The 13,933-nt window shown below is 65.0% G+C and carries 10 protein-coding genes; 6 read left to right on the forward strand and 4 right to left on the reverse strand.

The annotated features are described in order from the left end of the window. On the forward strand, positions 1-194 hold a 194-nt coding region (locus E8E91_RS07430; protein WP_280375222.1), incomplete at its 5' end, for an integrase core domain-containing protein. A 234-nt stretch (positions 195-428) separates the two neighbouring features. Here E8E91_RS07430 and E8E91_RS07435 read toward each other — a convergent pair. From E8E91_RS07435 to E8E91_RS07450, 4 genes are all read right to left on the reverse strand, one after another. Beyond that, positions 429-1,742, reverse strand: a complete 1,314-nt coding sequence (locus E8E91_RS07435) for an FAD-binding oxidoreductase (protein ID WP_280375223.1) — start codon at positions 1,740-1,742, stop codon at positions 429-431. A gap of 98 nt (positions 1,743-1,840) precedes the next feature. Continuing rightward, positions 1,841-3,205, reverse strand: a complete 1,365-nt coding sequence (locus tag E8E91_RS07440; protein WP_280375224.1) for a glutamine synthetase family protein — start codon at positions 3,203-3,205, stop codon at positions 1,841-1,843. Between the two features lie 531 nt (positions 3,206-3,736). Continuing rightward, the gene (locus tag E8E91_RS07445) at positions 3,737-4,372 is read right to left on the reverse strand and encodes a response regulator transcription factor (RefSeq protein ID WP_179060934.1); all 636 of its coding nucleotides are present in this window, start codon (positions 4,370-4,372) and stop codon (positions 3,737-3,739) included. Positions 4,373-4,396: 24 nt separating this feature from the next. After that, positions 4,397-6,649 carry a PAS domain S-box protein gene (locus E8E91_RS07450; RefSeq protein ID WP_280375225.1) on the reverse strand — a complete coding sequence of 751 codons (2,253 nt, stop codon included), beginning with the start codon at positions 6,647-6,649 and terminating at the stop codon, positions 4,397-4,399. Between the two features lie 202 nt (positions 6,650-6,851). On the opposite strand from E8E91_RS07450, the gene E8E91_RS07455 reads away from it, so the two are divergent. The 5 genes from E8E91_RS07455 to E8E91_RS07475 all read left to right on the forward strand — a co-directional run bounded on the left by E8E91_RS07455 (position 6,852) and on the right by E8E91_RS07475 (position 13,777). Then, a complete protein-coding gene (locus E8E91_RS07455; RefSeq protein ID WP_280375226.1) occupies positions 6,852-8,474 on the forward strand; it encodes an acyl-CoA synthetase in 1,623 nt (540 codons plus the stop codon). Positions 8,475-8,616: 142 nt separating this feature from the next. Beyond that, positions 8,617-8,946 carry a DUF485 domain-containing protein gene (locus E8E91_RS07460; protein ID WP_179060937.1) on the forward strand — a complete coding sequence of 110 codons (330 nt, stop codon included), beginning with the start codon at positions 8,617-8,619 and terminating at the stop codon, positions 8,944-8,946. Continuing rightward, positions 8,943-10,592 carry a cation acetate symporter gene (locus E8E91_RS07465; protein ID WP_280375227.1) on the forward strand — a complete coding sequence of 550 codons (1,650 nt, stop codon included), beginning with the start codon at positions 8,943-8,945 and terminating at the stop codon, positions 10,590-10,592. Before E8E91_RS07460 ends, E8E91_RS07465 begins: the two co-directional genes overlap by 4 nt. A 62-nt stretch (positions 10,593-10,654) precedes the next feature. Beyond that, positions 10,655-12,427 carry an acyl-CoA dehydrogenase C-terminal domain-containing protein gene (locus E8E91_RS07470; protein WP_280375228.1) on the forward strand — a complete coding sequence of 591 codons (1,773 nt, stop codon included), beginning with the start codon at positions 10,655-10,657 and terminating at the stop codon, positions 12,425-12,427. An 87-nt stretch (positions 12,428-12,514) separates the two neighbouring features. Continuing rightward, positions 12,515-13,777, forward strand: a complete 1,263-nt coding sequence (locus E8E91_RS07475) for an OprD family porin (RefSeq protein ID WP_280375229.1) — start codon at positions 12,515-12,517, stop codon at positions 13,775-13,777. Positions 13,778-13,933 lie beyond the last annotated feature (156 nt).

Raw genomic sequence — 13,933 nt, forward strand, 5'->3', positions numbered from 1 at the left:
GCTACGACTGCTACCAGAACGCCCTGGCCGAACGGGTCAACGGCATCCTGAAAAATGAACTGCAGACCCACACCCCAGCGCACCTGGAACAGGCCCGTCGGATGGTGCGCGAGGCCGTGGATATCTATAACCGGGAACGCCCTCACCAGGCCCTGCAATACAAAACGCCCGNTGCGGTGCATCGGGCGTTTTGAGGTCTGGAGCTTAGCCTGATAGGTGTAAACCTATTTCAGGACTAGACACCCGTTCGCGAATCTGTAGGGGCGAATTCATTCGCCAAGGGACGCGCAGCGGCCCCTGCGATTCGGGGGGCAGATCTTCGGCCTGCTTGGCGATTGAAATCGCCCCTACAAGTACAGGTCGCCGGCATACACAACGGGCAAAAAGAAGCCGGCACAAGGCCGGCTCAAAGACGCACAACAAATCGGTCAGCGCAGCTTTTCCATCATCTGGTAGTACCACATACCCATCGCCAGCATGTGGTTGCCCAGGCGTTCGCTCAGCGGTACGCGGATGTGCCGGCACTGGGCGAAGGTGTCGAACTTCTCCAGGCTGCCGCTCATGGCATTGGCCATGACCTCGCCCATGATGTGGGTGGTCGCCACGCCGTGGCCGGAGTAACCCTGGCAGTACCAGACGTTCTTCGACAGCTTGCCCAGTTGCGGGATGCGGTTGATGACGATGCCCATGGCGCAGCTCCACTTGAAGTCGATCTCGACGCCCTTGAGTTTCGGGAATGTGCGCTCGATGCAGGGGCGCAGCTCTGCGGCGATATCGCGGGAATCGCGGCCGGAGTAGTTGGCGCCACCGCCGAACAGCAGGCGGCCATCGGCAGTCATGCGGTAGTAGTCGAGCACGAAACGGCAGTCGTACACCGCCAGGTCCTGGGGGTTGAGTTCCTTGGCCAGGTCACCCAGGGGTTTGGTGGTGACGATCCCGCCCATGGCCGGGAAGATCATGCCCTTGAGTTTCTTGCGCTCCAGCTTGTGGTAGACGTCGCCGGCCAGCAGGATCTGCTGGGCGTTGATGCGGCCGCGCGTGGTGATTACCGCCGGACGATCGCCGTGGATGATGTCCTGCACTTCGGAGTGTTCGAAGATAAGCGCCCCCAGGCTGGCGGCGGCCTTGGCTTCGCCGATGCACAGGTTGAGCGGGTGCAGGTGCATGTTGCGGGTGTTCTTGATAGCGCCGACGTAGAGGTCGGAATCCAGGTGTTCGCGCACACCGGAGGCGTCCAGCAGGGTCACGTCGTCGGCCATGCCACGACGCACCGCTTCCTCATAGGAGGCCTTCAGCTCGTCCATGTGCGAGGCCTTCATCGCCGCATGCAGGTGACCATGCTTGAGGTCGCACTGGATGCCGTACTTCGCCACGCGGCTCTTGATGATCTCGTGGCCGCGCCAGCGCAGGTACCAGATGAAGTCATCCACACCCTCGCCCAGGAAGCGACTCATCTGCTTGCGCATGGCGGCGTCGCCCGACAGGCTGCCGGTCACCTGGCCACCGTTGCGGCCGGTGGCGCCCCAACCGATCTTGTGGGTCTCCACCAGCGCTACCTTGTAGCCGCGCTCGGCCATTTCCACTGCGGTGGCGACACCGGTGAAGCCGCCACCAATGATGGCGACGTCGACATTCACCTCGCCTTCGAGGGTGGGATAGGCGGTTTCCTCATTGAGGGTCGCAGAGTAGTAGGAAGGCGCGCGCTCGGCGGCGGGCAGTGGGTGTTTGATTGCAGCGGTCATGGGGTGGATCCTTCTTGGCCACTGGGGCCTTCAATTCCGGAGAGCAATTCGCGAATGAGTTCGCTCCCACAAACAAAAACAGACAGTCGTTCGCGGACTCACGCCTGGTTCAGGTACCAGCGCCAGTCCTGCTCGCCGACCTCGGACATGAACTGGCGGTATTCGGCGCGTTTCACGGCGAGGTAGACGCCGAGGAATTCCGTACCGAACGCATCACGGGCCCAACTGGACTGTTCCAGCGCGCGCAGCGAGGTCAGCCAGTCGGTGGGCAGCAGTTCCTTGGCCTGGGCGTAGCCGTTGCCTTCCACGGGGTTACCCGGGTCGATGTCCTCGCGGATGCCACGATGGATACCGGCGAGGATGGCCGCAGCGGCGAGATAGGGGTTGGCGTCGGCGCCGCAGATGCGGTGTTCGATATGCCGGGTGTTCGCCGGGCCGCCCGGTACGCGCAAGCTGACGGTGCGGTTATCCACACCCCAGGTCGGTGCCAGGGGCGCGTAGCTGTTGGCCTGGAAGCGGCGATAGGAGTTGGCGTTGGGGCAGAACAGCAGCAGCGAATCCAGCAGGCTCTTGAGCATGCCGCCCACGGACTGGCGCAGCAGCGGCGTGCCGGCGGGGTCTTCGCTGGCGTAGAGGTTGCGGCCTTCGGCGTCAGCCAGGCTCACATGCATGTGCATGCCGGTGCCGGCGATTTCGGCGAAAGGCTTGGCCATGAAGCAGGCCTGCATGCCGTGGGCGTGGGCCACGCCCTTGACCAGGCGCTTGTAGCGCACGGCCTGGTCCATGGCTTCCAGCGCATCGCCATGTTCCAGGGTGATTTCCACCTGGCCTGGCGCGTATTCGGAAATGGCCGTGCGCGCCGGAATACCCTGGGCCTTGCACGCCGCGTACAGATCGGCGAGGAACGGCTCGATCTGCTCCAGCTCACGCAGGCCGTACACCTGGGTACCGCGCGGGCGATGGCCGTCAGCGTCCAGCGCCGGTTGCGGGCGGCCTTCGGCATCGCGCTTCTGGTCCAGCAGGTAGAACTCCAGTTCACAGGCCATCACGGGGTGGTAGCCGTCGGCCTTGAGCCGATCGATCACCTCCACCAGCACATGACGCGGATCGGCGATGGCGGCGGGCATGCCTTCCTGCGGGTGCATGCTGACCTGTACGGCGGCAGTGGGCATCTTGCGCCAGGGCAAACGCACCAGGCTGCCGGCCAGGGGATAGGCGCGGCAATCGATGTCGCCCACGTCCCACACCAGGCCGGAGTTATCCACATCCTCGCCGTGCACGGTCAGGCCGAGGATGGTGCTCGGCAGCGGACGGCCGCTCTCGTATACGGCCAGCAGTTCGTCGCGGTGCAGCAGCTTGCCGCGCGGAACGCCGTTGGCGTCGAGGATGAAGAGTTCGAATGCGTCGATGTCCGGGTTCTGCTCGAGGAAATCCCGGGCTTCCTGCACGCTGGCAAATTTCATGGCGCTCTCTTTAGTGCCCTTGGGGCACGCAAACAGGCCCTCGCCGTTCGCGGCAAGGGTCGAATTTCTCGTTCTGGGTGAGGTTGGCCACAGCGGTGGCGGCCAGGCATTCAGGCGCGTGCGCTATCCGGCGGACGAGCGTGACGGCAATGCCAGAGCGCCCAGAAGGCGAGTTCGAGCGGCAGGGAAATCAGAAGGTGGCTGGCCCACTTGCGGGAGAACTGGACCGTGGGTGCGACTCCGGGAGCACGGCGCGCAGCGCGAACCAGCCCGAGGGGCAAGGCGGCCAGCAGCGATTGGTGCGGAGTGGGACAACCCATGAGGGAAAGCCGTGTTATTGGAATGCGCTGGAGGCTCGCACGGCGAGATGGGTCAATAAAATTCAGGTTTTTCTATCTTTGGTTAAGCACGGACTAAACATTAATCCTGTTCTCCACCAACCGGCACATTCGCCATCGTAGGGGGCGTCACGCACCGACCATCCACCCCGGTGCGCACGGCGCCCCCTACCGCACAGGGCAAATAGTGCGCTCAACGCAGTTTCAGAGGGTCAACCAGGCCCGCCGCGATGGCCATGCCCACCAGGTCAGGCAGGCGTTCGGCCTGCATGCGCTTCATCACGCGGGCACGATAGAGGTCGATGGTCTTCACGCTGATGTCCAACTGCTCGGCAATCTCGCGGTTGGTGTAGCCCTGTACCAGCGGAAGCAGCACATCGCGCTCACGCGGAGTCAGGCTGTCGAGGCACTCCTGCAACTGGCCCTGGCCGCCCGAAGCCGTGCGCTGGTGGTCGACGCGGGACAATGCCTGCTGCACGCTATCCAGCAGGAGCTGCTCGTTGTAGGGCTTCTCGATGAAATCATGGGCGCCCGCCTTGAAGGCGCGTACCACGATCGGCACATCGGCGTGGCCACTGACGAAGATCACCGGCAGGTCCAGGCCGCGACTGCGCATTTCCTCCTGAACATTGAGGCCACCCATTCCGGGCATGCGTACGTCGAGCAATACACAGGCGTCGAGGCTGGCGTCGCAGGCGTCGAGGAAGGCACGACCGCTGGTGAAGGGCAGCGCCTTGAGGCCTACCGACTCCAGGAGCCAGACCGTGGAATCGAGCATGCCCTGGTCGTCGTCCACCACATAGACCACCTGTTCGCCACTGTTGGACATCAAATCGCTCCTGTTGCCTTCTTGTTATTGCAGCGGCAGGCGGCACCGCATGAGCAGCCCGCCCTCCCCGTTCGGCATCCCGTCCAGTGCGCCGCCGAATCCTTCGATAATGCTGCGGCTCATCGACAGCCCCAGGCCCAGGCCATCCGGCTTGCTGGTGTAGAAGGGGGTGAAGATGCGCCCCAGTTCCTCTTCGCCGAGCCCTGGCCCCTGATCGCAAACCTCGATGAGCAGTTGGCCGTTCTGCGCCGAGGCCGCCAATCGGATCATCGATTCCCGGCCCGGATGAGCCTCGCGGTTGGCGTCGATGGCGTTGCGCAGCAGGTTGAGCAGCACCTGTTCGAGCAACACCCGATCGGCGTAAACCGGCGGCAGATTGTCCGGTAATTGCTCGGCGATCGCCACCTGGCAGGCGCTGGCCTCCCAGGCGCACAGCCGTACCGCTTCGCGGACCACTTCGGCCACGTCCAGCGCCTGCATCTTGCGCTGCCCCTTGCGCAGGAAGGCCCGCAGCCGCTTGATCACTTCCGAGGCATGGTTGGCGTGTTCGGTGATGCGCTCCAGCCCCTGGGCCACTCGCTCCGCCGCCTTGGGGTTGCTGCCCAGCGATTGCAGGTAGCGCTGGCTGGCACTGGCGTAGTTGACCACCGCGGCGAGGGGCTGGTTGATCTCGTGGGCGATGCCGGAGGCCAACTCGCCCAGGGTCACCAGCCGCGCGGTATGCGCCAGCTCATCCTGGTGGCGACGCTGCTGGGCCTCGCGCAACTCGCGCTCGGTCATGTCGTGGGCCACCAGCGAGTAGTAGCGTTCGCCTCCCGCCGTACTGTGGGCCAGCAGCACCATGGACACCGGCACCGATGCGCCGCCGTCCGGTGGCAGCAGTCGCGAATCGATGCTCCACACCCCCTTGCGTTCGGCGGTGCGCCAGCCCTCCCGTTGCAGGCGCGCAAGATCGTCCGCCAGCATCACCTCGGCCAGAGCCGGCATCGGCTGTCGGGCCTCCAGGCCCAGAGCCCGGCGGGCGGCCGGGTTTAGGTAGGTGATGTGCCCAGCGGGGTCGACGAACAGCACAGGGTCGGTGTTGGCTTCCACCACCTCGGCCAGTCGCCGCCGGTTCTCCTCGGCCTGCACCCGCGCGGTGATGTCGCGGGACACGCTGACCACCTCCACCACTGCCCCGGTGTAGGTCTCGCGGATAGCGCGGCTGGCCGTCTCGAACCAGAGGTAATGCCCCGCACGATGGCGGATGCGGTAAGTCATGGTGTGGTAACCGTCTTGCTCCAGCGCATCCCGGGCACGCTGCACCAGTTGGGCCAACTCCTGGGGATGAAAGAGGCACTGGGCGAGCTGTCCGCGCAGCTCTTCCGGCCAGTAACCGAGCAGGGTCCAGGAGGCCGGTGAGGCATCGAGGAAGCGACCTTCGGGGGTGTGCCGGGAAATCAGGTCGGTGGTGTTTTCAGTGATCAGCCGGTAGAGGCGACGCGCCCGTGCCGCCTCGCGCTCGGCGAGGATCTGCGTGGTCGCTTCGCGGCAGCGCGCCAACACCCGCTGCTCCCGCGGATCGGGAACATAGGTCCAGACCAGCATGCGTTCGCCGCACTGGGCCTCCACCCCTTCGATGGCGCGCTCCTGGGCCAGGCAGGCACGCACCAGGGAGGCATGGTTCACCGGCAAAAAGCGCAGCACCTCGGCCATGGGCATTTCCCCGAGCATCGCCAGCAGCGCGGCGTTCAGCTCCAGTGGGGCGGCCTCGGCATCCACGAGCAGGCTCGGTTGCGGGTCATGGCCAAGCAACGGCGAAGCGCGCAACAGGCCGTTGACGCTGCCGAGCAGCGTAGTGAGTAACTCGTGCACGCAGCCCAGCCAATCCAGCGCCACGCCTTCGTGCACTTCCACCAGCAGCAGCCCCCGCTGGCCGATTTCCAGCGTCAGGTCGAACGCTTGGCCATGGCTGATCGCGGCCCGGCGCAGGCGGCCAGCCAGCCAGCAATCGAGCTGGCGGAGTTGATGCAGCGACAGCCGGCCATCCTCAGCCAGACGCTCGACCAGACGTTCATCGCTGGCCTGCAGCGGATCACCTTGCCCCGGCGGTAGCTGCTGGCAACTGCCCTCATGGCTGTAAATGCGCGCACCGGATTGCCAGCTCAGATAGAAGGCCTGCCGCACCTCAGCGCAACCGCGCAGCGCCCTGCACAGGGCATCGGCGCGGGCCGCCAGGGGCACGCCCTCGCGTTGCAGGCGCAGCCAAGTGTGAAGTCGAACCGGGGTCTGGGTCATGGCGAGTCCAGCGGCTGGGGGGGTGGGCAAGGATATACCGGCCTGCAGAAGGAACAGAAACAATATAGTACTTCTACTATATTACTATAGAAGTACTTCCATACAATTCTGAAATTGGTATATAAATCACCCCAGAGAGCTACCGGCGTCTTCCAGATGTGCCGGTGCAGAAGAGCTAATAATCAGCCGCCGGGTATCCAGCATGTCGATCTACGATCAGGGCCTCGCCCCTGCTGCCGTCAACCACATCGCCCTCTCCCCCCTCAGCTTCATCGAGCGTACTGCCGCCGTTTACCCCCATTACCCGGCCGTGATCCACGGCTCCATCCGCCGCAACTGGGCGCAGACCTATGCGCGCTGCCGGCGACTGGCGTCGGCCCTGGCCGGCCGTGGCATTGGCAAGGGTGACACGGTGGCGGTGATGCTGCCGAACATCCCGCAGATGCTCGAGGCGCACTTTGGCGTGCCGATGATCGGCGCGGTGCTCAACACCCTGAACGTGCGCCTGGACGCCGAAGCCATTGCCTTCATGCTGCAGCACGGCGAAGCCAAGGTGCTGATCACCGACCGCGAGTTCCATGAGGTGATCCACGCCGCCATCGGCATGCTCGACCACCCACCGCTGGTGATAGACGTCGAGGACCCGGAATACGGCGAGGGCGTGGCAGTGAGCGAGCTGGACTACGAAGCGCTACTGGCAGAAGGCGACCCGGACTACGCCTGGCAATGGCCCGAGGATGAATGGCAGGCCATCTCCCTGAACTACACCTCTGGCACCACCGGAAATCCCAAGGGCGTGGTCTACCACCACCGTGGCGCCTACCTGAACGCCCTTGGCAACCAGATGACCTGGAACATGGGCAACCATCCGGTCTACCTCTGGACGCTGCCGATGTTCCACTGCAACGGCTGGTGCTACCCCTGGACCGTAACCGCGCTGGCAGGCGTGCACGTCTTCCTGCGCCGGGTCGACCCGCAGAAAATCCTCAACCTGATTCGCGAACACCAGGTCAGCCACCTGTGCGGTGCGCCCATCGTGCTCAACGCCCTGGTCAACATGCCCGAATCGGCCAAGGCCGCCATCGACCACCCGGTGAACGCCATGGTGGCCGGCGCCGCGCCGCCGGCCAAGGTGATTGGTGCCGTAGAGGAAATGGGCATCCGCGTGACCCATGTCTACGGCCTCACCGAGGTTTACGGGCCGGTGACCGTCTGTGCCTGGCACGAGGAATGGGACGCGCTGCCGCTGGAAGAGCGCGCCTGCATCAAGTCCCGCCAGGGTGTGCGCTACCCCACCCTGGAAGGCGTGATGGTGGCTGATCCGAAGACCCTCGAACCCGCCCCCATGGACGGCCAGACCATCGGCGAGATCTTCATGCGCGGCAACACCGTCATGAAGGGCTACCTGAAGAACCCCAGCGCAACCAGCGAAGCCTTCGAGGGCGGCTGGTTCCACACCGGCGACCTGGCGGTCTGGCACCCGGATGGCTACGTGGAAATCCGCGACCGGTTGAAGGACATCATCATTTCCGGTGGCGAGAACATCTCCACCATCGAACTGGAAGGCGTGCTCTACCGCCACCCAGCGGTACTGGAAGCGGCCGTGGTGGCGCGCCCGGACGAAAAATGGGGTGAAACGCCCTGCGCCTTCATCACCCTCAAGGCCGACCAGCAGGAAACGCGTGAGGCCGACATCATCGCTTTCTGCCGCGAACACCTGGCTGGTTTCAAGGTGCCGAGGACGGTGATCTTCACCCAGTTGCCGAAGACCTCCACCGGCAAGATCCAGAAGTACGTCCTGCGGGATAGGGCGAAGAACCTCTAACCCGACTCCGGCAGCGGCCGGACACAGCAGCGCTTCAAGAACAGGGTGGCAGCCAGCGGCTGCCACCAAGGGCCGTCGCATGCCCGAAAAAGCTGCGGCGGCCGGCAACAGGCATCGACAACAACAACAAGCGGAGCCCGTCATGAGTACCCACAACACACCTCACGTCCAAAGCTGCGACCGCATCCGGTCAAACCCCAAGTTCCAACGCCTGGCACGCCAACGCGCGGTGCTCGCCTGGTCACTCAGCGCCGTGGTGCTGGGCGTCTACTACCTGTTCATCATGCTGGTGGCCTTCGTCCCCGGCTGGTTGCACATGCCCCTCTACGAGGGCAGCCACCTCAGTCGGGGCATCCCGCTGGGCGCCGCCATCATTGTCCTTTCCTGGCTGCTGACCGCCTGGTACGTGCGCAGCGCAAACACCCGTTTCGACAGCCTCAGCACAGAAATCCTCGCGGAGGCCCAGGCATGAAAGCCCTCCTCGCCCTCTTCGCCCTGGCACCGCTGAGCGCCTTCGCAGACACCATCACCGCGCAGAAGCAACCGCTCAACCTGAATGCCATCGGCATGTTCTTCGTTTTCGTCCTCGCCACCCTGGCGATTACCTGGTGGGCCGCACGCCGCACCCGCTCCACCGCCGACTTCTACACCGCTGGCGGCGGTATCTCGGGCTTCCAGAATGGTCTTGCCATTGCCGGTGACTACATGTCCGCGGCCACCTTGCTGGGCCTGACCAGCCTGGTATTCACCAAGGGCTACGATGGCTTCGTCTACATCATCGGGTTCTTCGTCGGCTGGCCGGTGATCACCTTCCTGATGGCCGAGCGCCTGCGCAACCTGGGCAAGTACACCTTCGCCGACATCGTCTCCTACCGCCTCGACCAGACCCGCGTACGAAGCTTCGCCGCCCTCGGTTCGCTGACCGTGGTCTGCTGCTACCTGATCGTGCAGATGGTCGGCGCCGGTCAGTTGATCAAGCTGCTGTTCGGTCTGGACTATCAGATGGCGGTGGTGGTGGTCGGTGTGCTGATGCTGGTCTACGTGATCTTCGGCGGCATGATCGCCACCACCTGGGTACAGATCGTCAAGGCCGTCCTGCTGCTGGCCGGTGGCACCACCCTGATGCTGATGGCCATGAGCGAGTTCGGCTTCAGCTTCGAGGAACTGGCTGGCCGCGCGGTGGAAACCCATGCAATCGGCAACGGCATCATGGGCCCCGGCTCGATGCTGGCCGACCCGATCAATGCCGTCTCGCTGTCCCTCGGCCTGGTGTTCGGCATCGCCGGCCTGCCGCACATCCTCATGCGCTTCTTCACTGTGCCCAACGCCAAGGAAGCCCGCCGCTCGGTACTGTTCGCGACCGGTTTCATCGGCTTCTTCTTCCTGGTGGTGTGCGTGCTTGGCTACACCGCCATCGTCATCGTCGGCACCGACCCGAAGTACTTCGTCGACGGCAAGCTGGGCGGCGCCCTGGTAGGCGGCGGCAACATGGTCGCCATGCACCTGGCCCAGGCCGTGGGTGGCAACCTGTTCCTCGGTTTCCTCTCCGCCGTGGCCTTCGCCACCATCCTCGCCGTGGTCGCCGGGCTGGCCCTGGCCGGGGCCTCGGCCATCTCCCACGACCTTTACGCCACAGTGCTGAAGAAGGGCCGTGCCAGCGAGAAGGATGAAATGCGCGTGAGCCGCATCGCCACCGTCTGCCTGGGCCTGGTGGCCATCGGCCTGGGTCTGTTGTTCGAGCAGATGAACATCGCCTTCCTCGTCGGCCTGACCTTCGGCGTCGCCGCTTCGGCCAACTTCCCGGTGCTGATCATGGCCATGTACTGGAAGGGCCTGACCACCCGTGGCGCCCTCTGCGGCGGCTTCGTCGGCCTGGTGTCGGCCCTGGTGCTGGTGACCCTCTCGCCAGCGGTGTGGGTGACGGTGCTCGGCCATGCCAAGGCGATCTTCCCCTATGACCACCCGGCGCTGTTCTCCATGCCGTTGGCCTTCGCCGTGATCGTGCTGGTTTCCAGCCTGGACCGCAGCGCCCGCGCAAGCCGCGAGCGGGCCGCCTACGCCGACCAATTCGTCCGCGCCCAGACCGGCCTGGGCGCCGCGGCCGCCAGCAACCATTGATCCATCCGGCACGGCCTGCGGGCCGTGCCTTCCCGCAATCGCTGTAACAGAGGTTCCTCGCCATGCCCGAATACAACGCCCCGCTGCGCGACCTGCGCTTCGTCCTGCATGAGGTCTTCGACGCCCCGTCCCTCTGGGCGCGCCTGCCTGCGTTGGCCGAACGGGTCGATGCCGATACCGCCGACGCAATCCTGGAAGAAGCGGCCAAGGTCACCGGGCAGCTCATTGCCCCGCTCAACCGCAGCGGCGACGAAGAAGGCGCGCAGTGGCACGCGGGCGTGGTCAGCACCCCGGCGGGATTCAAAGAGGCCTACGGCACCTACATCGAGGGTGGCTGGGTAGGGCTTTCCGGCAATCCGGACTTCGGCGGCCTGGGCATGCCGAAGATGCTCGCCGTGCAGTTCGAGGAAATGCTCTACGCCGCGAACTCCAGCTTCGCCCTGTATTCCGCGCTGTCCTCCGGCGCTTGCCTGGCCATCGATGCCCACGCCAGTGCCGACCTGAAACAGACCTACCTGCCCCCGATGTACGAAGGGCGCTGGGCCGGCTCCATGTGCCTCACCGAACCACAAGCTGGTACCGACCTCGGCATCATCCGCACCAAGGCCGAACCCCAAGCCGACGGCAGCTACCGCATCACCGGGACCAAGATATTCATCACCGGCGGCGAGCAGGACCTGACCGAGAACATCATCCACCTGGTGCTGGCCAAGCTGCCGGATGCGCCGGCTGGTCCGAAAGGCATCTCGCTGTTCCTGGTGCCCAAGGTCATGGTCAGCGCGGACGGATCCCTCGGCGAGCAGAACGCCGTGTCCTGCGGCTCCATCGAACACAAGATGGGCATCAAGGCCTCGGCCACCTGCGTCATGAACTTCGACGGCGCCAGCGGCTGGCTGATCGGCGAAGCCAACAAGGGCCTGGCGGCGATGTTCACCATGATGAACTACGAACGTCTGTCCATCGGCATCCAGGGCATTGGCTGCGCCGACGCCTCCTACCAGGCCGCCGTGGCCTACGCCCGCGAGCGCATCCAGAGCCGCGCACCCACCGGCCCGGTGGCGCAGGACAAGGTGGCCGACCCGATCATCCATCACCCTGACGTGCGTCGCATGCTGCTCAGCATGAAGGCCATGACCGAAGGCGGCCGCGCCTTCGCCTGCTATGTCGGCCAGCAACTGGACCTGGCCAAGTACACCGATGACAGCGACGAACGCCAGCGCGCCGAGGCCCTGGTGGCCCTGCTCACGCCGGTGGCCAAGGCCTTCTTCACCGACACCGGCCTGGACAGCTGCGTGCTCGGCCAGCAGGTGTTCGGTGGTCACGGCTACATCCGCGAATGGGGCCAGGAACAACTGGTACGCGATGTACGCATCGCGCAGATCTACGAAGGCACCAACGGCATCCAGGCCCTCGACCTGCTCGGCCGCAAGGTAGTGGCCAATGGCGGCGCCGCGCTCAAGCTGTTCTGCGCCGAGGTGCGCGCCTTCGCCAGCCAACCTGCCGCGCCCTACTCCGCCGAGCTGCTGGAAGCCCTCGGGCGCCTGGAGGGCACCAGTGAATGGCTGCTGGCCCAGGCCAGCCGCAGCCCCAACGAAGTGGGCGCTGCCTCGGTGGAATACCTGCAGCTCTTCGGCCATGTGGCCTACGCCTGGCTGTGGGCGCGCATGGCTGCCGTGGCCGAGGCGCGTCAAGCCGAGGACGAGGCCTTTTACGGTGCCAAGCGGGCCACCGCCGAGTTCTTCTTCCGCCGCCTGCTGCCGCGCACCCTCGCCCTGGAAGCCAGCATCCGCACTGGCGCCGAGCCGCTCTTCGGCCTTTCCAGCGAACAGTTCTGACGTTTGAGCGTGGCGCGGCCTGGGCTCCTTTGGGCCGCGCTCTTTTATTCCGCTGTACCTGAAAAAACAACAACAAGAGGAATCACGATGACCCGCAACCCCCTCACCACCGTCCTGCTGCTGTCCGGCGGCGCCCTCGGTCTTTCCGGCACCGCCACAGCGGACTTCATCAAGGATTCGAAAGCCAGCCTGGAGCTGCGCAACTTCTACTTCAACCGCGACTTCCGCCAGCACGCCGCCCCGCAGGCCAAGGCCGCGGAATGGGCACAAGGCTTCCTCCTGCGCTACGAGTCGGGCTTCACCGAAGGCAGCATCGGCGTCGGCCTGGACGCCATCGGCCTGCTGGGCGTGAAGCTGGACTCCAGCCCCGACCGCGCCGGCTCCGGCCTGCTCAAGCGCGATCGCGAAGCGCCCAAGCGCGCCCAGGACGAATACGGCGAACTGGGCCTGACCGCCAAGCTGCGCGCCTCGAAAAGCACCCTCAAGCTCGGCACCCTGATGCCCAAGCTGCCCGTGCTGCTGGCCAACGATTCACGCCTGCTACCGCAGACCTTCGAGGGCGGCCAGCTCAACTCCCTGGAGATCGACGGCCTGACCGTCGACGCCGGCCGCCTGCGCCAGGTCAACCAGCGCGACTCCTCCGATTACGAAGACATGAGCATCACCACGGTGGGCGTGAAGAACATCCGCGCGCGCCAGACCACCAGCGACGCCTTCGACTTCGCCAACCTCAGCTACAAGTGGAATGACGCCCTCACCGCCGGCTACGGCTTCGGTCGCCTGGACGACTTCTACCGCCAGCACCTGCTGAGCCTGAACCACCTGTTGCCACTCGGCGACGGCCAGAGCCTGAAGAGCGACCTGCGCTTCGCCCGTTCCACAGACGAAGGCGGCAGCAATGTCGACAACAAGGCCTTCGGCGCCATGTTCACCTACGGTATCGGTGGCCACGCCCTGGGCCTGGGTTACCAGCGCATGAGCGGCGACACCGGCTTTGCCTACGTCAACGGCAGCGACGCCTACCTGGTGAACTTCGTGCAAATCAGCGACTTCGCCAACCGCGAAGAACGCTCATGGCAAGCCCGCTACGACTACAACTTCGCCGCTGTGGGGATTCCCGGGTTGACCTTCATGACCCGCTACCTCAGCGGCGACGACGTGGAACTGGGCGCCGGTCGCGAGGACGGCAAGGAATGGGAGCGCGACACCGACATCGCCTACGTAGTGCAAAGCGGCCCGCTGAAGAACCTCGGCCTCAAATGGCGCAATGCGACCGTGCGCTCGACCAATTTCGGCAACGACCTGGACGAGAACCGCCTGATCCTCAGCTACACCCTGCCGCTCTGGTAACGCCGAGGATCTGTGGGAGCGAATTCATTCGCGAAAACGGACCGCAGGTTCGCCCTGGGTGTCCCAAGGGGCCGCTACGCGGCCATCGCGAATGAATTCGCTCCCACAAGCAAGGCCTCAGCTCTTGTAGGTTGGCGCAGAGCGCAGCGAAGCCCA

The organism is Pseudomonas sp. BN515 (assembly GCF_029873155.1).
GTDB lineage: Bacteria > Pseudomonadota > Gammaproteobacteria > Pseudomonadales > Pseudomonadaceae > Metapseudomonas.

What these genes read in the sequence shown, in the direction of transcription:
- E8E91_RS07435 (WP_280375223.1), bottom strand. Translation starts at nt 1,742, where the DNA reads ATGACCGCTGCAATCAAACACCCACTGCCCGCCGCCGAGCGCGCGCCT.
- E8E91_RS07440 (WP_280375224.1), bottom strand. Translation starts at nt 3,205, where the DNA reads ATGAAATTTGCCAGCGTGCAGGAAGCCCGGGATTTCCTCGAGCAGAAC.
- E8E91_RS07445 (WP_179060934.1), bottom strand. Translation starts at nt 4,372, where the DNA reads ATGTCCAACAGTGGCGAACAGGTGGTCTATGTGGTGGACGACGACCAG.
- E8E91_RS07450 (WP_280375225.1), bottom strand. Translation starts at nt 6,649, where the DNA reads ATGACCCAGACCCCGGTTCGACTTCACACTTGGCTGCGCCTGCAACGC.
- E8E91_RS07455 (WP_280375226.1), top strand. Translation starts at nt 6,852, where the DNA reads ATGTCGATCTACGATCAGGGCCTCGCCCCTGCTGCCGTCAACCACATC.
- E8E91_RS07460 (WP_179060937.1), top strand. Translation starts at nt 8,617, where the DNA reads ATGAGTACCCACAACACACCTCACGTCCAAAGCTGCGACCGCATCCGG.
- E8E91_RS07465 (WP_280375227.1), top strand. Translation starts at nt 8,943, where the DNA reads ATGAAAGCCCTCCTCGCCCTCTTCGCCCTGGCACCGCTGAGCGCCTTC.
- E8E91_RS07470 (WP_280375228.1), top strand. Translation starts at nt 10,655, where the DNA reads ATGCCCGAATACAACGCCCCGCTGCGCGACCTGCGCTTCGTCCTGCAT.
- E8E91_RS07475 (WP_280375229.1), top strand. Translation starts at nt 12,515, where the DNA reads ATGACCCGCAACCCCCTCACCACCGTCCTGCTGCTGTCCGGCGGCGCC.